This is a genomic window from Croceicoccus pelagius, from assembly GCF_001661915.1.
Lineage (GTDB): Bacteria > Pseudomonadota > Alphaproteobacteria > Sphingomonadales > Sphingomonadaceae > Croceicoccus > Croceicoccus pelagius.
This window is the reverse complement of the sequence record NZ_LYWY01000006.1, coordinates 98,336-117,816: the sequence shown is the minus strand read 5'-3', so window position 1 is coordinate 117,816 and position 19,481 is coordinate 98,336. Positions and strand designations below refer to the sequence as shown.

Sequence of the window (19,481 nt, the reverse complement as noted above, 5' to 3'; positions counted from 1 at the left end):
CCGCCGCGCCGTTCCAGGCGGCGCTGTTGCAAAACTTGCCAGTCGTGGAACCGCCGCCTAGTCACACGGGTTCATGGCAAAGTCAGGGGCGGGGCAGCATCAGGTTTGCCGGAAAAAAGCGCCCTTCCAGAACAGGCAGAACCTTCAACTTGCTTCTCTCTCCTTTCGAATGGACCATCGCCAAGCGCTATATGCTGCCGGGGCGGGGCGAGGCGTTTATCGCCATGGTCGCAGGGATCAGCCTTGCTGCCGTCATGCTGGGCGTTGCCGCGCTCGTCATCGTGATGAGCGTGATGAACGGCTTTCGCGCCGAACTGCTGGACAAGATCGTGGGCCTTAACGGTCATGCGGTTATCCAGGCCTATGGCGGGCGGCTGAACGACTGGGAAAACGTGCTTGAGGACGTGCGTAAGACTCCGGGCGTGACTTCGGCATCGCCGCTGATCGAACAGCCGCTGCTGGGCACGTACGAAGGCCGCGTCGAGGCCGTTCTGGTGCGCGGATCTACGGCGGAATCGATCGCCGAGCTGAAGGAAAAGGAGGTCATGGGCAACCTCGACCTTTTGCAGCCGGATGCAGGCCGTGTCGCAATCGGTTCGCGCCTTGCGCAGAACTTGGGTATCCGCATCGGCGACGTCATCACCGTCATCAATCCGCAAGGCCGCACGACCCCGTTCGGCACCGTCCCGCGCGAGATCGGATACGAGGTCGCGGCGATCTTCGAAATCGGCATCTACGACTACGACAACGCCTATGTCGTCATGCCGATAGAGGACGCGCAGACCCTGATGCTGATGGGCGATACCATCGGCATGATCGAGGTGATGACCGAAGATCCCGATACGGTGAGCGAGACGCTGGCACCGCTGACGCAGAAGCTGGCGGGCAGGGCAGTTGTCAACGACTGGAAGACGATCAACGCATCGCTGTTCGAGGCGCTGGCGGTCGAACGCGTGGCGATGTTCGTCGTGCTGTCGATCATTGTGCTGGTCGCGGTGTTCAACATTCTGTCCAGCCTCATTATGCTGGTACGTGCCAAGACCCGCGACATCGCGATCATGCGGACGATGGGCGCGACGCGGCGCTCGATCCTGAAAATCTTCGTGACGGCGGGCTTCCTGATCGGCGCGCTGGGCACGATTGCGGGCCTGATCCTCGGCTTCGTCGCGCTGGAATTCCGGCAGTCGGTCGTGAAGCTGGTCGAACTGCTGACGGGGCAAGAGCTGTGGGATCCGTCGATCCGCTTCCTGTCCGAACTGCCCGCGCGGACCGATCCTGGCGAAGTCGTCGTCATCGTCGGTATGGCGCTGGTCCTGTCGTTCCTTGCCACGCTTTACCCCGCGCTGAAGGCGGCGAGCACCGATCCCGTGCAGGTGCTGCGTTATGAATGAGACCACCACAATGGCACCCGTCGTCGAACTGAAGCAGTTGACCCGTTCGTTCACGCAGGGCGGCGTCACCATCGATGTCCTGCGGGGCATCGACCTCACGATCATGCCGGGCGAAATCGTCGCGCTGCTCGGCCCCTCGGGTTCGGGCAAGTCGACGATGCTGCAGGCTGTCGGTCTGCTCGAAGGCGGCTTTGGCGGAGAGATCGCGATCTGCGGCAAACAGGCAGAGAAATCGAACGGCGATGCCCGCACCGCGCTGCGGCGCGATCACCTGGGCTTCGTCTATCAGTTTCATCACCTGCTGCCCGATTTCGACGCGCGCGAGAATGTCGTTCTGCCCCAGCTAGTCGCGGGTGTGCCGCGGGCAGAGGCGGAGGCGCGGGCGGAAGAACTGCTCTCGGCGCTCGGCCTCGGCCATCGGCTGACGCATCGGCCCAGCCAGCTTTCGGGCGGCGAACAGCAACGCGTCGCCGTGGCCCGTGCGCTCGCCAACAAGCCGCAGCTGGTGCTGGCGGACGAGCCTACCGGCAATCTCGACGAGGTGACGAGCGACCGCGTGCTGGAGGAATTCCTGCGCCTGGTTCGCGGACAGGGAAGCGCAGCCCTGATCGCGACGCACAACGAACGCCTTGCCGCCCGTATGGACAGAGTTGTGCGGCTGCATGAAGGTGTGCTGTCCTGACGGTCCGCGTTTCCGCGCGAAAAAGTGACGCTTTCGTGTCGATTTTCGGGAAATGACGACGCGACTGCGCGTTGATGGTATGAAGAACACGGACGCGAAAGGGGCCATTCATGAGCGAACATCCGTCAACCATTCAGAGCGAACCTTACGACCCGTCCGAAAAGGAATGGGAAGACCACGCAACGCTTCACCGCCGCGAAGACGGTGTCGAAAGCAACATGCTGCGCGGACTGAACATCATCCGCGACGGCACGTTTGCCGAAATGATCGCCTTCGTGATGAGCCTTCCGGAAAAGGACCGCGCAGGCCTCGTCATTCAAAAGTCGGGCGACCGCACGTTCCATCTGGGCGAGATTGAGGCGCTTTCGCGCCGGGAGGATTTTCCCAAAGCCTGAATTTGCGCGCCGACGGGATGCCCCTGCGGTGCGACAAAACCGGGGATACCCTTGTTGAAACGGCCCGCCTTGCGCTCGCGCTTGGCGGGCCGTTTGGCTAGTTTGGAACCATGGCATTCGCTCCCTTCGTCCCGCTTCGCGTCTTTTCCAGTTTCACGATGCTGGAAGGCGCGATCGATCCGAAGAAGCTGGCAAAGCTGGCCAAGGACCGCGGCTATCCCGCCATCGCTATCTGCGACCGCAACGGGCTCTACGGCTCGATCGCCTTTGCGGGCGCGGCGAAGGACGTGGGCGTACAGCCGATCGTCGGTACCTTCCTTGCCGTCAAACGCCCGAACCGCGATGCGATCGACTGGATCGCGCTCTACGCGCAGGACGAGACCGGTTGGAACAACTTGTGCCACCTCGTCTCCAAGGCCCATCTCGACCGTCCGCTCCACCTTGATCCGCATGTCGAGATGGACGCGCTGGAAGGGCACACCGACAGCCTGATCTGCCTGACCGGCGCGGGCGAAGGCGCGCTGGCCCGTCTATACGCCGCCGGACAGAACGACGAGGCCGCGGCCTATGCCGACAGGCTGCAGGCGCTGTTCCCCGACCGGCTCTATATCGAGATCGCCCGCACCGGGGCAGAGAACGAGGTGGAGAGCGAGGAGGCGTTGATCGACCTTGCCTATGCGCGCGATCTGCCGCTGGTCGGCACGAACCCCGCGCAGTTCGACGAGGCGAGCTTCCATCCCGCGCACGATGCCATGCTATGCATCGCGAACTCGACCTATATCGACACCGCCGACCGCCCCCGTGCGCCTGCCGATGCCTGGGTTAAGCCCGCCGCCATGATGGCGCAGATTTTCGAAGACTTGCCCGAAGCGATGGCCAACACGATGGTCGTCGCCCAGCGCTGCGCCGTCATGCCGCCCTATCGCAAGCCGATCCTGCCCAGCCTTGCTGGCGATCTGGAGGGCGAGGCGCGCATGATTACCGAGGACGCGAAGCGCGGCCTTGAAAAGCGGCTCGAACCTTATGGCGAGATGGATCCGGAAGAGCGGCAGAAGTATTTCGACCGCCTCAAGTTCGAGATCGACATCATCGTCGGCATGGGCTTTCCCGGCTACTTCCTGATCGTTGCAGACTTCATCAAATGGGCCAAGGACAACGGCATTCCCGTCGGTCCGGGCCGTGGTTCGGGTGCAGGCTCGCTCGTTGCCTGGGCGCTGACGATCACCGATCTCGATCCGCTGCGGCTGGGCCTGCTGTTCGAACGTTTCTTGAACCCCGAACGCGTGTCGATGCCCGACTTCGACATCGACTTCTGCGAAACGCGGCGCGGCGAGGTTATCCGCTACGTCCAGAAGAAATATGGGCACGATCACGTCGCGCAGATCATCACGTTCGGCAAGATGAAGGCCCGCGCCGTGCTGCGCGACTGCGGCCGCATCCTGCAGATGAGCTATGGCCACGTCGACCGGTTGACCAAGATGGTGCCGAACCTTCCGGCCGACCCGTGGACGCTGGACCGTGCGCTGAACGGGATTGCCGAGTTCGCGGGCGAGTACAAGCGCGACCCCGAAGTGCGCCGCTTGCTCGACCTTGCGATGCAGCTTGAAGGCCTGCCGCGAAACTCGTCCACCCACGCGGCGGGCGTGGTGATCGGCGACCGTCCGCTGTCGCAGCTCGTCCCGCTTTACCGCGATCCGCGTTCGGACATGCCGGTGACGCAGTTCGACATGAAGCACGTCGAATCGAGCGGTCTTGTTAAGTTCGACTTCCTCGGCCTGAAGACGCTGTCGGTGCTGCGCAAGGCGGTGGACCTGCTCAAACGGCGCGGCATCGAGATCGATCTCGATGGCCTGCCGTGGGACGATGCGGGCGTGTTCCAGCTTTTGAAGCAGGGCAATACCGTCGGCGTGTTCCAGCTGGAATCGGAAGGGATGCGCCGCACGCTGGCCGCGGTGAAACCGACGCGGTTCGAGGACATCATCGCGCTCGTCTCGCTATATCGTCCGGGCCCGATGGACAACATTCCCCTGTTCGGCCAGCGCAAGAACGGACAGGCGGAAATCGAATATCCGCACCCCAAGCTGGAAGGCATCCTTGCCGAGACGTACGGCATCTTCGTCTATCAGGAACAGGTCATGCAGGCCGCGCAGATCCTTGCCGGATACTCGCTTGGAGACGCAGACTTGCTGCGCCGCGCGATGGGCAAGAAGGTGCAGGCCGAAATGGACGCGCAGCGCACGCGTTTCGTCGAAGGCTGCAAGGAAGTCAGCGACATCGACGCGAAGAAGGCGAACGAACTGTTCGACTTGATCGACAAGTTCGCAGGCTACGGCTTCAACAAGTCGCACGCTGCCGCCTATGCGCTACTCGCCTATCAGACCGCGTGGTTGAAGGCGCATTACCCGCACGAATTCTACGCCGCATCGATGTGTTTCGACATGCACCAGTCGGAAAAGCTGTCGGTCTTCGTCGATGACATGCGCCGCTATCCGGGTGGCGGATTGGAATGCGCTGGCCCCGACATCAACATGAGCGAGGCTGAATTCACGGTCGAGGCGACGGATGAGGGGCACCGCGTGCGCTATGCGCTGGCGGGCATTCGCAATGTCGGCGAAAAGGCGATGGACGCGATCGTGGCGGAGCGTGAGGCGCGCGGACGTTTCGAGAGCCTGAAGGACATGTTTGAACGCCTGCCCGCAGGTTCGATGAACCGCCGCCAGCTCGAAGGGCTGGCCTGCGCGGGTGCATTGGACAGCCTCGAACCAAACCGAGCCAAGATCATCGCCAATGCCGACATGCTGCTCGCCGTCGCGGACGCCGCGGTGCGCGAGAAGGAGAGCGGGCAGGCGGGCCTGTTCGGCGGGGAGGAACACGCTAGTGCCGACTTGCGGCTGGTAGAGGCACCGGCATGGGCGCGTAAGGAGCAGATGGAGAAGGAGCGTGAGAACTTCGGCTTCTACTTCGCCGCGCACCCTGTCAGCCAGTGGCGCGCCGTCGCCAGCGCGCAGGGCGCGCGGTCCTACGCCAGCCTGATGGCCAGCGGCTCCGAAGGGGGTGCCGGCGGGCGCACGAATGCCGTCATGGCCGTTCTGGTCGAAGGCGCGAACAAGCGCCAGACCCGCAAGGGCAAGGACTTCGTGATGGGCGACTTTTCCGATCAGTCCGGGCAGTTCAGCGCATCCTGCTTCGAGGAATCGCTGGTCGACAGCTTCCGCGAATGGGCAAAATCTGGCGAGTGCGTTCTGCTTAATGTTGAACTCGACCGGCCAAGCGCCGACGAACCGCCGCGCGTCACCGTACGCGGGGCGAGGGCGCTGTCGGCGGTGAAAGGTTCCGCGCGAATGGAACTGAGAATGACCATCGACCGCATCGATGCCCTGCCAGAACTTGCTCTGGCCCTGCCGCGGGCCGAGGATGCGACCGGCGAAGTGATCGCAAGGTTAATCTTGGGCGAAGGGCGAGAGGCGAAGATGGTGCTGGGCCGCAATTTTGCGCTCGACGGCGAACTGGTAGACCGAATTGCCGATATCGCCGGTGTCAGCGAAACGGCTCTGTCGGCCAAGGCGGCGAACGCGCTGCGCCGGGCGGCCTGATCGCAGGCAGGCCCTGCGCGTCTATTCGGGCAGCGCGTCGCGTTCCAGCCAGGCGCGGTTTTCGAGATCGGCGGCGCTTTCGCGGTATTCGCTCTCCATCTTCGAGATCTCGCTGTGCATCCGCATCGCGTCCTTCTGCATCTGCGGCAGGTTCTTCATCACCGCGCCGGAATTTTGCATGTCGACCTTTGCCCGGTCGTAGGCGCGGCCTTGCAGGGTCGAGTGGACAAGCTCGGTAAACCAGTTCTGCGTGATCTGCGTGCCAAGGTTGGCCGCTGCCACGTCGCTCGGCGCGGCCCGATCGCACGATGTCACGACCTGTATCGCGTCCGAACGCGCGTCGAGCACCGAGGCCTTGCGCGAAATGCGGGCGTGCGCGCCTGACGCTTCATAGCGGACGACGCCTTCCTTTCGGCTCGTCCCTTTCACGTCCAACGTGCCGAACGGGCCTGCGCTCGATGGCAGCGGAGCGTTTACCAGCTTTTCCGACACTTGCGCGGGCGTCAGCGAATAGAGCGGCCCGTTTGCGGGATCCACGCGTTCAATCGTTCCCAGATTCATTTCCGGCGCGAAAAAGACGCTGAGACCCACGGCGGCCACGACCACCCCGCCGTAAACGGCGCCGGAGGTTCATAATAACCGCAACTGCCCGTTAACCGGTGGCGGCGTGAAGGCTGAACAGTCCAGCTCAAGCCGTTGCTGCGGGAGGCCCGATCGCTTCACGGCCAGCGCGAACCGCTGGCGAAACAGGTCCGCCCAGGCGCCCGTCGGGCGGAAGCGGGAGTGGAAGCCGGGATCGTTGTCCCGCCCACCGCGCATTTCCTGTACGAAGGCCATGACCTTGCCCGCGCGGTCGGGGAAATGCGTGTCGAGCCATTCGCGGAACAGCGGTGCGACTTCGTGCGGCAGGCGCAGCATGATCCAGTTCGCCGCGCGGACGCCCGCTTTCGCCGCTTCGTCGACGATGGCTTCCATGTGGTGATCGGTGATCGCGGGGATGATGGGCGAGATCATGCAATGCGTCGGCACGCCCGCCGCGGCCAATCGGGTCAATGCATCGATGCGGCGGGCAGGGGAGGAGGCGCGCGGTTCGAGAATGCCCGAAAGACGCGGGTCTAGGCTGGTAACCGAGATGCTGACAGCGACAAGTTGCTGCTTCGCCAATTCGGCCAGCAGGTCCAGATCGCGCAGCACGCGGGCCGATTTCGTGGTGATGGCGACAGGGTGCTTCGCCTCGAGACATACCTCCAGGATTTCGCGCGTGATCCCGTACCTGCCTTCGATGGGTTGATAGGGATCGGTGTTCGTGCCCATCGCCATGATTTCCGGCGCGTAGCCGGGTTTGGCGAAAGTGCGGCGCAGGATCTTTGCCGCGTCGGGTTTGGCAAACAGTTTCGTCTCGAAATCGAGGCCGGGCGACAGGTCGTGGTAGGTGTGCGTGGGCCGTGCAAAGCAGTATATGCAGCCATGCTCGCACCCGCGATAGGCATTGACCGAGCGGTCGAAGGGTATGTCGGGCGACTTGTTGAAGGTCAGCACGGCGCGGGGGTGCTCCTCCGTCACAGTGGTCCGCAGCTTGGGTGCGGGGCCATCCACCGCCTCTGCATCGTCCAGCCAGTCGCCATCCGCCTCGCGCGCGGCAAGGTTGAAGCGGCGCGACAGCGCGCCCGATTGCGCGCCTCGCCCGCGGGATCCGGGTGGTGTGGGCATGGCAAGAACATAATAGGAACATGCGCTGCATGCAACGATTCGCCGTTTACTTGCAAACCGGAAACCTTTGCGGCTTAAACAGTACTCATGCAGGGGCCGTTCACCTATCGGGTCGAGCAATCCGAAGCCGTCACCGCAGCGAAGATCGCTTCGCGCGGCCGCATGTTTCGCGCGCCCGTTTCCTGGATGCTGATCGTGTTCGGCATCGTCGCCATCTTGCTGCTCGTTCTCGATGCGGCGGACGGTTATCTGAACGTCGCCTCGACCGGGGCGCTGCTATTGGGATTGCCCGGTGTATGGCTTGCGCTGGACCTGATAACGCCGATAATGGCGAAGCGGCAATTTCGGCAGAGCGCGCAGTTACGCGACGAGAACAGCCTGTCCTTCGATGACGAGGCGCTAACGTTCAGCGGGCCGCGCGGGACTTTAAGAGTGCCCTTCGCGGAATTCATGGCCGTCACCGCGAAGAAGGACGTCATCCTGCTTCACCAGACCGACATGTTCTACAACCTGGTGCCGAGACGCGCGCTGGGCGATGCGGCGGAAGACCTTCTTGCAAAGATGGAGGCGGCGGGCGTCAAACGTTTATGACGGCTGCTCTTCCGGAAGGCCTCACTGCTCCCGCAATCTGGGCATCAGTTCTACGAAGTTGCAGGGCCGGTTCCGGCTGTCGAGCTGTTCGGCCAGAATGCCGTCCCACCCATCCTTCACCGCGCCGTTCGATCCGGGCAGGGCAAAGATGTAAGTACCGCGCGCGACGACCGCGCAGGCGCGCGACTGGACCGTACTGGTGCCGATGGACTGGAAGCTGATGAAGCGGAACAGTTCGCCAAAGCCCGGAATTTCGCGAGTCTTCACCCGCTCCAGCGCCTCTGGCGTGACGTCGCGACCGGTAAGGCCCGTGCCGCCGGTGGTGACGACGGCGTCGATGTTCTCGTCCTCGATCCACGCGTGAAGCTGGGCGACGATGCGGTCGGCGTCGTCCTTCATGATCGTGCGGTCGATCAGCGTGTGGCCCGCGTTGTGGATGCGGTCGGCAAGGATATCGCCGCTGGTGTCGTCATCGGGCGTGCGCGTGTCGGACACGGTCATCAGCGCAATCCGGATCGGCTTGAACTTGCGGCTTTCGTCGATGGCCATTCGTGGTCCTTGTCAGCGTTTCAGTTTCGACAGGACCGGCTTGCCATGCCGCGCCACCGCGCCCGCGCCGGTGGGCGAGGGGAAAGTCGGCCACAGGTTCTGTGCCAGCGCCTGCTGCACATCGTCGTTTGCGCCTTCCTGGCGGCGGTACATCAGGTAGTTCTTCGTCACGATCGCGACATAGGAACGCGTTTCCCAATAGGGGATGGATTCGATGTAGAGCAGCGGATCGCCGTAATCCTTCACTTCGCTGTTCCAGCGGGTGATCGGCGAGAGCCCCGCGTTATAGGCCGCCATGATCTTGGGCAGCAGCCCCTGCGTCCCGCCGCTGTCGCGCAGCATCTCAAGGTTGCGCTGGCCAAAGCTCATATTCGTGGACGGGTCCTTGAGGTCCACGGCCTCTGCGTTCATGCCAAGCGACGGAGCGTGCTGGCGCACGGTGATCGGCGTGATCTGCATCAGGCCCACGGCGTTTGCGGGGCTGACCGCTTCTGCGCGGAAGTTCGATTCCTGCAACGTGTGGGCATAAGCGAGCGCGGGATCGACGCGCCAGCCTTCGCGCGGGGCCCAGCGGGTGACCGGATAGCGCGTGGCCGGATCGGGCTTTGCCCCGCGCGGCGCGTTGTAGGCCATGTACAGCTGAGTCGAAGGCAGGCCCAGCTGTCGCGCCAGCCGCGTCAGGCTGTCATATTCGGACGGATCGCCGATCTGGGCCTGGTGACGCAGGACTTCGTCGGCAAGACCTTCGCGGCCGATCTCCACCAGAGCGATGGCGGTGCGCACGTTCTCCTCGTCGGAAAGCGCGCGCCAGTCGCTGGCCGAGAAGGGCTGGCCGAGCAATGCACGGGGCGCGTCCATGCCCAGTTGCTCGGCAGCGATCATGCCGTAGAGCGTTTCGGAATAGCCTGCCGCCGCGCGCAGGGCGGGATCGGCCAGTTCCGGTTGGCGGCAGCGGATGTAGGAGCGCGCGGCCCAATAGTATGACGCGGCGCGCAGTTCGTCGTTCACGGCACTGCGCGATGCCTTGTCGAAACCGTCGGCGGCAAGGGCGCAGTCGCCAAGGCGCCATGCCGAAAGGCCTGCGACCCACCAGCCTTCGCCGACCCATGCGCCGCTGCCGCCGCTGGCGACGGTGCGGGCCATGGCAAGCGCGGCGCGGTCGTCGTTTTCGATATAATAGGACCACGCCACGCGCTGGCGCCATTCGGCGCGCGCTTCAGAGGATAGCGTGCCGTCGATACCGTCCAGCAGAAGGCGCGCGCCGTTGGGATCGTCGTTCTTGATCCGGTCGAGGATCGCGTTCGACACTTCGGCGGGCATCGAGGCATCGCCGGTGCCGCGCGGCAGGATGCGCTTGGCCGGGCTGCGGAGCGAAACCAGCCGCTGCGTTCCGGGAAGGCTGGGTCCGTTCTCAAGCCCGCGCTTGATCGCAAGGCGGCCGATCTGGCCCGCCTGCGGCAAGTCGCGGCCCATCGCCAGCCAGTTGTTCAGCGCGTCCAGCTCAATCTTAGGGCTGTTGGGATGCAGGTAGTACTCCGCCAGCGCCAGCTGCTTCAGGCTGTCGTTCGGGCGCGCGGCCAGCATCTGTTCGACCGCGGTCCAGTTCTCCGCATCGATCTGCGCAAAGACCCCGGAGTAGAACGCGCGGTCCTGACCCGAAAGCTGGCCGGGGATACCCGCATTGCGCGATGACGGCAGGTTGGCGCTGTCCGCCAAGGCAGGCGTTGCGGCAACGGCGGCAGTGCCGACCGAAAGCGCGAGGAGGAGCGGGCGCAACCGGGAAAGAGGGTTCGAACGCGTATTTGCCATGACAGGCCCTTTGTGAGGCAACCGGGTAAAGATGGCCTGAACGCGCAAGCACGCGAACGGCCCCATCATGACGACGATGAATCGCAGGTCGGTTAGCGTCAAGCGCCTGAAACGAAGGTCAGCCAACGCTGCCAGAAAATCCTTTTATATCCGACTCTTGCTGCCATCTGGTCGAGTGGATAAGCGGCAATGAGCGGGATTTGCGTGTCGGCGATCCCCAGGAAACCCGTGCCGTCACGTTCGAACGTGTCGGGCGAAAGCAGGGTCAGCGCTTCTCTCGACAAGACGAGCAGACGCTCTGGTGCGACGAGTGACACGTGATGGCGCAGCACCGCGCCCATTCCGGCCTGTGCAAGCCCCTCCCAGTCGGCTGCGGGCGTGCGGCGGGGAAGGGCCGAGGCACGATAGATCGCCTGTGGGCCGTAACCCATGGCCCGCTCGATCGCGTCCATCAGCTGGCCTTCGGGGCCGGACAACAGCAGGTCGCGATCGCCTTCTTCCGGCTCTGCCACGATCACCATCAATGGCGGGCGCGAAGTGCCGCGCGGGGCGACGCGGCGGTCGGCGGGCGCGTTGTCCAGCGAAGCATTCGAAAGCCACCAGCCCGCAAAATCTTCCAGTCTTTGCGGCCAGCCGTCCTTCGCCTCTTCCAGCTTCGCCTGTTCGGGCGCACTTGGCCCCAGCGGCTTGGGGGGTGGCGGGGGCGGCAATTTCGGGATTGCGGGGGCGGCAGGATTGGCCTTTTCCTCCGCCTCGGCCAGCCAGTTGCGCGGCTCGTCCGCGAACGCCATGTCGACGCCCGCGTCCTGCCAAAAGGCGTTCAACGCGTCGTACATGGTGCGCAAGTCGGGTCTGTCGCTGCTCAAGCGTGTGGCTTTCCGGTCAATGATTTCTGCGTTTGTAGACGTAGCTGATGTTAGGACCAGTCTTGACCTTCGGCGTCGCAGCAATCAAGGGCTTGGAGTTGAAGAGGGACAACTGGAAGACAAGGGGAACCCCCAGAGATGAGCGAACGCGAATCCATGCCGTATGATGTCGTCGTCGTTGGCGGCGGCGTGGCAGGCCTGTCGGCGGCAATCCGCCTGAAACAGGTGAACCCCGAAATCGAAGTCTGCATCCTGGAAAAGGGTTCGGAAATCGGCGCGCACATCCTGTCGGGTGCCGTGGTCGATCCGCGCGCGCTTGATGAACTTTTTCCCGACTGGCGCGACGAAGGCTGTCCGATGGCCGAAACGCCGGTGACGGACAATCTCCACTGGGTCCTGACGCGCGGCAAGAAGTATTCGCTTCCGCACATCATTCAGCCGCCGCTGCTGTCGAACGATGGCAACTACACCGGCAGCTTGGGCAACCTGTGCCGCTGGCTCGCCGAGAAGGCGGAAGAGATGGGGATCGAGATCTTCCCCGGCTTCCCCGCTGCCGAGGTGCTTTATAACGAGGACGGCTCGGTCAAGGGCGTGGCCACGGGCGACATGGGCGTCGCCGCCGACGGCAGCCACAAGGCCGACTATCAGCCGGGCATGGAACTGCACGGCAAGTACACGCTCTTCGCCGAAGGCGCGCGGGGTTCTCTGACCAAGGAACTCAAGGCGAAGTACGACCTTGAGGCCGATTGCCAGCCGCAGGTCTATGGCCTTGGCATGAAGGAACTGTGGGACATCGATCCCGACAAGCACGTTCCCGGCCGCGTTATCCACACGCAGGGCTGGCCGCTTTCGGAAAGCGAAAGCTGGGGTGGCGGGTTCCTCTACCACCAGGCCAATGGGCAGGTTGCCCTGGGCTTCGTGGTCGCGCTCGATTACAAGAACCCGTGGGTCTATCCTTTCGAGGAATTTCAGCGCTGGAAGCAGCACCCCGAGATCCGCAAGATTCTCGAAGGCGGCAAGCGCGTGGCATACGGCGCGCGCGCCATCAACGAAGGCGGCTGGCAGTCGGTGCCCAAATTGGGCTTCCCCGGCGGCGCGCTGATCGGCTGTGCCGCAGGTTTCGTGAACGTGCCGCGCATCAAGGGCAGCCACACCGCGATGAAGTCGGGCATGCTCGCCGCCGAAGCGATTGCAGAGGCGATCGCCGCTGGCCGCGAGAACGACGAGGTCGGCGAGTACGAAGCGAACCTGCGTAACAGCTGGATCGCCGAAGAACTCAAGAAGGTAAAGAACGCCGAACCCGCCGTTGCCAAGTTCGGTGGTTCGCTGGGCACGATCCTCGCCGGTGCCGACATGTGGATGCGTACGCTGAAGATCGGGTTGCCGATCACGATGGGGCATCACGCCGACTACGAGAGCACGGGCCGCGCCGATCTTTACAAGAAGATCGAATACCCCAAGCCCGACGGCAAGATCAGCTTCGATCGCCTTTCTTCGGTGTTCCTGTCGAACACCAACCACGAGGAAGACCAGCCCTGCCACCTCAAGCTCAAGGACCCGTCGATCCCGGTCGAGGTGAACCTGCCGGTCTATGGCGGCCCCTCGCAGCGGTACTGCCCGGCGGGCGTCTACGAGTTTACGGGCGTTGAAGAGGGCGAGCCGAAGTTCGTGATCAACGCGCAGAACTGCGTCCACTGCAAGACCTGCGACATCAAGGACCCGAAGCAGAACATCGTCTGGACCACGCCCGAAGGCGGCGGCGGGCCGAACTATCCGAATATGTGAGGTGGCCTGAGTGCCGAACTCCTTCATTCTCGCTCTTGGAGCGGTGGTGATGGGGTTCGGCTATGGCTACTTCCTGGTCGCACTGGTCTGGTTGATTTCAGGATGGTGGTGGAAGTCGCTTAACATTTGGCGTGCTGCGTTCGTACTTTTCACGCTCTATATTTTGGGACTCGCGCTGATCCTTGTGCTGGGCTTGTCGACTGATCTCTTCCCAGATCGGTCTGCCAGAATTCAAATTTCGGCCATTATCTGGTGCGTTGCAGCGGGTTATGCGGCGTTTGCTTTACTGAACAAGAATCGCTTCTCGTCGTCATCCCCGCGAAGGCGGGGATCCAGTGAGGCAGGGGAGTGAGTAAACAATCGCGCCAACCGTCTACATCCTCGCATCTCGGCGCAACGGAACGCTTTATATTGGCGTCACCTCGAATCTGATCGCGAGACTGCATCAACACCGGAGCGGGGATATCGACGGTTTCACCAAACGGTATGACGTGCATCTTGTGGTATGGTTCGAGCAGCACGAGGCGATGGAAAATGCCATCGTGCGCGAGAAGCGGATGAAGAAATGGAACCGCGCGTGGAAACTGCGTTTGATCGAGGAGCATAATCCAGATTGGCGCGATCTTGCGGTCGATCTGGGATTTGAACCAATGGCGCGGGCTGGATTCCCGCCTTCGCGGGAACGACGACGTTTATATGGGATACTCCGAAACCGCCTACGCCAAGATCAACCTCGCGCTGCATGTCCGCAGGCGGCGCGAGGATGGGTATCACGAGCTCGAAACGCTCTTCGCCTTCGTCGATGACGGCGACAGGCTAACCGCCAGGCACTCCGACGAGGACAAGATCACCGTCTCCGGCGAGTTCGCGGTTGCGCTGGATAACCCGTTCGACAACATCCTTGCCCACACGCTAACCAAGTTTCCGCGCGGCGAGGGGTGGCATGTCCATCTCGAAAAGAACCTGCCCGTGGCCGCCGGCCTTGGCGGCGGGTCTGCCGACGCGGGCGCGCTCATCCGTATGATTGCCGAAGCGCAGTCGGTGCCGAGCGACGTCATGGCCCGCGCAGCCGCGCTGGGCGCTGACGTTCCGGCCTGCATCTGGTCCGACACGCGGATCGGCACCGGCACCGGGACCAAGCTTGCCAAAGTCGAGAACGACCTCAAGGGCATGGCCGTTCTGCTCGTCAATCCGCGCAAGCCCGTCCCGACCGGCCCCGTGTTCAAGGCATGGAGCGAGAGCGGGGGCGAGGATCTCGGCCCTATGCCCACCGGCTCTGCCCGCCAGATCGCGCGGGAAGGGCGCAACGATCTGGAACAACCCGCCATCTCTATCTGTCCCGAAATTGCCGACGTTCTGAAGAGCCTCAGCGGTACCGATCCGTGGCTTGCCCGCATGTCGGGATCGGGAGCCACCTGTTTCGCGTTGTACGAGGAAACGGAGCACCGTGACCGGGCGGCGAAAGCGATCGCCGATCTCCAACCCGGCTGGTGGCAGATGAGCGGAGTATTGCGTTGAGTTTCATACCCTACCGCCGGATCGGTGAACCGAAAGCCGGCGGAATAGTCCTCGTATCGGACCACGCCGGCAACGCTGTGCCCGAAGGCATCGAACTCGGCGTCAGCGCCGAAACGATGGACAGCCACATCGCGGTCGACATCGGGGTAGAGGGCGTTGCCGAACGCATGGCCCGCCGCCACGGCATTCCGGCCTTCCTCGCCACGATCAGCCGCCTCGTCGTCGATCTCCACCGCGAGGAAGACCACCCCGGCATGATCCCCCAGGAAAGCGACGGCAAGCTGATCGTCGGCAATATCGGCGCGGATCGCGACATGCGACTGGCAAAGTTCTACCGCCCCTATCACACCGCGATGGAACGCTGGCTGGATGCGGCACAGCCGCGCCTCATCATCTCGCTGCACAGCTTCACGCCCAGCCTTGAGAGCAAGCCCGAACAGGAACGTCCCTGGGAAGTCGGCCTGCTCTACAACACCAACAGCGAACCGGCGCGCCACGCGATCCGTCTCTTCGCCGCGCAAGGGCTAACCGTGGGCGACAACGAGCCTTATTCGGGCCGCGAACTGAACGCGACGATGAACCGCCATGCCGAGGCGAAGGGCCGCGACTATCTCGCCATCGAGGTTCGCAACGACCAGATCGCGACAGAGGCGGGGCAGGCGCGCTGGGCCGCGCTGATCGCCGACGTGGCGCAGCGCACCGTCCTGGCCATGGGCTGAGACGCCCTGGTCGAAAGGCGTGACGAGCGCGTTGATCGAATGATTGGCCTCGACTTCGTAAAGCGCAGTCGGCGCCAGACTGACGAAGACGAGCAGGTTTTGCATCCAGATCACCCCGGTTTATTCGTGGGATCGGGCTGGGCCGATTAACGAACTGGCCGCCACGGAAGCACAACTTGCGCGCAGCACGTAATGCGAATTTGGAAAAACGCGCGACACCTGTTACAAGGCGCGCGCTGACGTCGAAATTTGCGACGGACTTCGGTATTTGACGACCGCCAGACCGCCTTTGCGGAACGGCGCAAACCAGACGACGACTTCCTTTCATCGGACGGCCTTACGCATACCGCGCTGCATGTCGCATGCGCGGCAACCTACCGTTCTTGAAAGGAACGCATCATGTCCAAGACTGGCACCGTAAAATTCTTCAATTCCGACAAGGGCTATGGCTTCATTCAGCCGGACGACGGTTCGGACGACAGCTTCGTCCACATCACTGCCGTGCAGGCCGCCGGCATGCAGTCGCTCGATAAGGATCAGCGCCTGAACTACGAAGTCGAAACCGGCCGCAACGGCAAGGCCAGCGCCGTCAACCTGTCGGCTGCCGACTGATACCTGTGTTTCTTCCCGCGCCGACGGAGGGTTGGCGCGGGAAGGGATCATGACGGGCCTGCCGGGCGGCTTTGGCTTGGCCGGCAGGCTTGTCGAACCCTGACAGCCGTGGCACCTTCCGCCCACCTGATGTGGTGGGGAAATTCGAAAAATGCGTTTCAGCCATGTGCTTGCCGGCGGCCTTGCTGCCATCGTTCTTTCCGCGTGCGGCGCTCCTGCCGATGAGGCCGCGCCTGCTACAGGCGACGCCGCCGAAGAACTGGCCGCGCCCACCGTCCCGCCGCCGTCCGACGCGGAAGAGGACATCCGCCACTTCCTGTTGCAGGAATATCCCGACGCGACGTCGATTTCCTATGATTTCGCGTGGAGCGATCTGAATGGTGACGGCGAGGACGAGGCAATCGTCTATCTGGGTGGGCCTTATTTCTGCGGAACGGGCGGCTGCAACCTGCTGGTCCTGACCCCAGCCGGACAGATGTGGCGCAAGGTCGGCGACATCAGCGTATCGCGCACGCCGGTCAGCGTTCTGGAAACCAGTACCAACGGCTGGCGCGATTTGACGGTCGCGGTATCCGGCGGCGGCGGCCCGTCCGGCACGATGATCCTGAAGTTCGACGGAGAAAGCTACCCCTCCAACGCCTCGACCGCGCCAGAAGCGCCATCGGGGGCGAAGGGCGAGGAACTGCTGCCCGAAATGCTGAACTTCAGGACGGTCGAGCCGATGGCGATGCCGCCGGAGGAGTAACGGAAATCAACCGGTAAGCCACAAGTCCATGAAGACAAATTGATTGCATTGGGGTGGGGTGTTTTTATCTCGCGCGCAATGCATTCGTGGGACATCGGGGACTGTTCTTGAAGCAATCACTTTCAGGAAGCTGCCTGTGTGGCTCGGTCACGTTTCGCATCTCGGGCGAAATCGAGGCGTTCTACCTGTGCCATTGTTCGCGCTGCCGCAAAGACAGCGGCTCAGCTCATTCGTCGAACCTGTTCCTCTCGGGAGCCGACGTGTCGTGGCTGTCCGGGTACGACACGATCCGGACTTATCGCCTTCCCGGCACTTGCCACGAAAAGAGCTTCTGCCCGAAATGCAGCTCGGCCCTGCCGTCGATACAGGCGGATGGAGCCATGGCGGTCGTCCCCGCCGGTTCTCTCGATAGCGAATTGGACTGCCGGCCCACAGCACGCATCTGCCTGGCAAGCCGCGCAAAGTGGAGCGAGGGTTGGGACGAGGTCGAGGAAATAGCCGGGCTTCCTGGTTAGCGCGCTGCTTTTAGCCTGCAGGCAGGGAAGGGGCAGCGACACGGTTTGGCTTGCGATTTTCTGCCTTCTCTCAGACCAGGGGACCGTTGCGGCCGTCACGGTGGTGCATTACGGCATCCAGCCTTTCGAGCGCCCGCGTGAGCTTGTCCCGGCTAAGGGTGCCGCCGATGGACAACCGGATCGCCTGTCGTCCGGTATCGTGGTGCGGTACCCTGAAGCTCTCGCCAGATACGATGGAAACGCCGAGCGGCTGCAGCAGGCCGACGAGTTCGAACGGGTTGATTTCGCCCTCCAGTGGAATCCACAAATGATAGCCCTCACGCGTCGCGCGGTAGCTGGCGGGAGGGAGTACGGTCGCGACGATGTCCTGCCGCGCGACGCATTCCGCACGCACCTGATCGATGAGTTGTTCCCAAGCACCGGACAAAAGCCATTGCGTCGAGACCGCCGTGTTGAGCGGCGGCGCCATGACCGTGGTTTCGTGGATATCCGCGGCAAGCCGCATGATGTCGCGCACGTGCGGCGCGCGCAGATAGGCGATGCGCAGCGAAGGCGAGATCATCTTCGACAGGCTGGTCACGTGCCAGGTGCGTTCGGGCGCAATGCTGGCCAGCGGTGGAATGTCTGTGGCCGCCAGTCGCCCGTAGGGATCGTCCTCGATGACGGCCACGTCGTGCTGCCGGGCAATCGCCGCGATCGCGGCCCGTCTTTCGAGAGGCAATGTGGCGGTGGTCGGGTTGTCATTTGTCGGGACGAGGTAGATCGCGCGCACTGGCTGCTCGCGACATGCCGCCGCGAATGCATCGGGTAAAATGCCCTCGTCATCCGCGTCTAGCGGAACGATGTGCAGGCCCCTGCGCCGACAGATCGAAAGCCAGCCGGGATAGACGAACGGCCCGGTACACACGGCGTCGCCCGGCTTCAGGATCGAGTTGGAGATGGCATGGAGCGCCGTCTGGGCCCCGCTAGTGACGAGCACATTCTCCTCGGTTGCAGGGATGCCCCGCGCGGCCAGCCAGTCTGCCCCGGCCTGCCGGTCAACTGGCGCGCCGCCCGCCGGCTGGTATTGCATCCGGTTCGCAGCCGCAGGGCTTCGCAGAACCTCTGCCACGGTCTCGGCGAATAGGTCGGCAAAGGGATTGCCCTGCGGGATGGGTGGCAGGTTCATGCCCGTATCGAACGGCGCGATGCTGGCCATTGCCGGGGTCGAAGCATGCTTTTCAAGCACGAAACTTCCCCTGCGCCCTTCCGCCGCGATCAGCCCGCGACGGCGGGCTTCGGAATAGGCGCGCGTCACGGTGCCGGGATCGACACCAAGCGCTTCGGCCAGGTCCCGTTGCGGCGGCAACCGGTCGCCAGCCTTCAACCGACCCGCCCCTATATCATGGTCGAGCGCTTCGCAGATCGCCAGATAGACCGGGCCTTGCGAGCCTTCCACTGCCGGGAGCCATTTTTGCATCACTTTTGCTTTATCTTTGCTTGCATGCAAAACTCATATAAAGGTACGGGCGAATCGCCAATAGCTAATCATCAAGGTTGCATCATCTCGTGAGCGAAGAAGACCTCGAACAAGCTGAGCGCGCCGACAAGGCGCGTTGGATCTTCCGCTCCGGACTGAAGGGTCTGTGCCCGCAGTGCGGCAAGGCGAGCATGTTCCGCAAGTGGCTGAAGCTGCGGGATACCTGCCCGTCCTGCGGGCTCGACTATGCCTTTGCCGCGCCCGACGACGGCCCGGCCTTCTTTTCGTTGTGCATCGTCGCCTTCCCCCTGACATTCATCGCGGTCTGGGTGCAGGCAGCGTTCGAGCCGCCCTTCTGGGTGCACCTGGTGACGTCGTTGCCACTGCTGGTGATCGGCTGCATCTGGCCGCTGCAGTACATCAAGGGATGGCTGGTCGCGTCGCAATACGTGAACAAGGCGCAAGAGGCCGGGACGGAATCTCTTTGGGCCGAGCTCAACGATCGCGAGGCGCAGATGCGGAAGAACGATCGGAACTGACGC

19 protein-coding genes and 1 pseudogene are annotated in these 19,481 nt (G+C 63.2%); 14 read left to right on the top strand and 6 right to left on the bottom strand.

Features of this window, described 5'->3' with window-relative positions:
• Window positions 1-149: 149 nt before the first annotated feature.
• The 4 genes from A9D15_RS00860 (at window position 150) to dnaE (ending at window position 6,061) form a co-directional block, all read left to right on the top strand.
• Window positions 150-1,391, top strand: a complete 1,242-nt coding sequence (locus tag A9D15_RS00860; RefSeq protein WP_066760852.1) for a lipoprotein-releasing ABC transporter permease subunit — start codon at window positions 150-152, stop codon at window positions 1,389-1,391.
• Window positions 1,384-2,073, top strand: coding sequence for an ABC transporter ATP-binding protein (locus A9D15_RS00855; RefSeq protein ID WP_066760850.1), 690 nt, complete (start codon window positions 1,384-1,386; stop codon window positions 2,071-2,073). Before A9D15_RS00860 ends, A9D15_RS00855 begins: the two co-directional genes overlap by 8 nt.
• A gap of 110 nt (window positions 2,074-2,183) precedes the next feature.
• A complete protein-coding gene (locus tag A9D15_RS00850) occupies window positions 2,184-2,468 on the top strand; it encodes a hypothetical protein (RefSeq protein WP_066760847.1) in 285 nt (94 codons plus the stop codon).
• A gap of 110 nt (window positions 2,469-2,578) precedes the next feature.
• A complete protein-coding gene (dnaE, locus tag A9D15_RS00845; protein WP_066760845.1) occupies window positions 2,579-6,061 on the top strand; it encodes a DNA polymerase III subunit alpha in 3,483 nt (1,160 codons plus the stop codon).
• 21 nt (window positions 6,062-6,082) lie between these two features.
• On the opposite strand, the gene A9D15_RS00840 is transcribed toward dnaE, so the two are convergent.
• The gene (locus A9D15_RS00840) at window positions 6,083-6,622 is read right to left on the bottom strand and encodes a hypothetical protein (protein WP_156521596.1); all 540 of its coding nucleotides are present in this window, start codon (window positions 6,620-6,622) and stop codon (window positions 6,083-6,085) included.
• Window positions 6,623-6,691: 69 nt separating this feature from the next.
• Window positions 6,692-7,771 (bottom strand): PA0069 family radical SAM protein, encoded by a 1,080-nt coding sequence (locus A9D15_RS00835; protein ID WP_066760842.1) that lies wholly within the window; start codon window positions 7,769-7,771, stop codon window positions 6,692-6,694.
• Between the two features lie 87 nt (window positions 7,772-7,858).
• Here A9D15_RS00835 and A9D15_RS00830 point away from each other — a divergent pair, with 87 nt between their 5' ends.
• Window positions 7,859-8,362, top strand: coding sequence for a YcxB family protein (locus A9D15_RS00830; RefSeq protein ID WP_066760840.1), 504 nt, complete (start codon window positions 7,859-7,861; stop codon window positions 8,360-8,362).
• 21 nt (window positions 8,363-8,383) lie between these two features.
• On the opposite strand, the gene moaB is transcribed toward A9D15_RS00830, so the two are convergent.
• The 3 genes from moaB to A9D15_RS00815 form a co-directional block, all read right to left on the bottom strand.
• On the bottom strand, window positions 8,384-8,911 hold the full coding sequence (moaB, locus tag A9D15_RS00825) for a molybdenum cofactor biosynthesis protein B (protein WP_066760839.1): 528 nt from the start codon (window positions 8,909-8,911) through the stop codon (window positions 8,384-8,386).
• Between the two features lie 12 nt (window positions 8,912-8,923).
• Entirely contained in the window at window positions 8,924-10,720 is a 1,797-nt protein-coding gene (locus A9D15_RS00820; protein ID WP_066761228.1) for a lytic transglycosylase domain-containing protein, read from the bottom strand.
• Between the two features lie 98 nt (window positions 10,721-10,818).
• A complete protein-coding gene (locus A9D15_RS00815; protein WP_156521595.1) occupies window positions 10,819-11,586 on the bottom strand; it encodes a uracil-DNA glycosylase family protein in 768 nt (255 codons plus the stop codon).
• 138 nt (window positions 11,587-11,724) lie between these two features.
• Between A9D15_RS00815 and A9D15_RS00810 the strand changes: the two genes are divergently transcribed.
• The 8 genes and pseudogenes from A9D15_RS00810 (at window position 11,725) to A9D15_RS16020 (ending at window position 17,480) form a co-directional block, all read left to right on the top strand.
• The gene (locus A9D15_RS00810) at window positions 11,725-13,371 is read left to right on the top strand and encodes an electron transfer flavoprotein-ubiquinone oxidoreductase (protein ID WP_066760838.1); all 1,647 of its coding nucleotides are present in this window, start codon (window positions 11,725-11,727) and stop codon (window positions 13,369-13,371) included.
• A gap of 10 nt (window positions 13,372-13,381) precedes the next feature.
• Window positions 13,382-13,723 (top strand): hypothetical protein, encoded by a 342-nt coding sequence (locus tag A9D15_RS00805; protein ID WP_156521594.1) that lies wholly within the window; start codon window positions 13,382-13,384, stop codon window positions 13,721-13,723.
• Between the two features lie 7 nt (window positions 13,724-13,730).
• A pseudogene (locus A9D15_RS16025) lies at window positions 13,731-14,024 on the top strand (GIY-YIG nuclease family protein); the annotation flags it as partial.
• Between the two features lie 43 nt (window positions 14,025-14,067).
• Complete coding sequence (locus A9D15_RS00800) at window positions 14,068-14,889, top strand: 4-(cytidine 5'-diphospho)-2-C-methyl-D-erythritol kinase (RefSeq protein ID WP_066761226.1); 822 nt, start codon at window positions 14,068-14,070, stop codon at window positions 14,887-14,889.
• Window positions 14,886-15,608 carry an N-formylglutamate amidohydrolase gene (locus A9D15_RS00795; protein WP_082924165.1) on the top strand — a complete coding sequence of 241 codons (723 nt, stop codon included), beginning with the start codon at window positions 14,886-14,888 and terminating at the stop codon, window positions 15,606-15,608. Before A9D15_RS00800 ends, A9D15_RS00795 begins: the two co-directional genes overlap by 4 nt.
• A gap of 399 nt (window positions 15,609-16,007) precedes the next feature.
• Complete coding sequence (locus tag A9D15_RS00790; RefSeq protein ID WP_066760834.1) at window positions 16,008-16,220, top strand: cold-shock protein; 213 nt, start codon at window positions 16,008-16,010, stop codon at window positions 16,218-16,220.
• Between the two features lie 151 nt (window positions 16,221-16,371).
• Entirely contained in the window at window positions 16,372-16,965 is a 594-nt protein-coding gene (locus tag A9D15_RS00785) for a hypothetical protein (protein ID WP_066760832.1), read from the top strand.
• A gap of 107 nt (window positions 16,966-17,072) precedes the next feature.
• A complete protein-coding gene (locus tag A9D15_RS16020) occupies window positions 17,073-17,480 on the top strand; it encodes a GFA family protein (protein ID WP_082924190.1) in 408 nt (135 codons plus the stop codon).
• Window positions 17,481-17,550: 70 nt separating this feature from the next.
• On the opposite strand, the gene A9D15_RS00780 is transcribed toward A9D15_RS16020, so the two are convergent.
• Window positions 17,551-18,939 carry an aminotransferase-like domain-containing protein gene (locus A9D15_RS00780; protein WP_066760830.1) on the bottom strand — a complete coding sequence of 463 codons (1,389 nt, stop codon included), beginning with the start codon at window positions 18,937-18,939 and terminating at the stop codon, window positions 17,551-17,553.
• A gap of 89 nt (window positions 18,940-19,028) precedes the next feature.
• Between A9D15_RS00780 and A9D15_RS00775 the strand changes: the two genes are divergently transcribed.
• Complete coding sequence (locus tag A9D15_RS00775) at window positions 19,029-19,478, top strand: DUF983 domain-containing protein (protein ID WP_066760829.1); 450 nt, start codon at window positions 19,029-19,031, stop codon at window positions 19,476-19,478.
• Window positions 19,479-19,481: the final 3 nt, after the last annotated feature.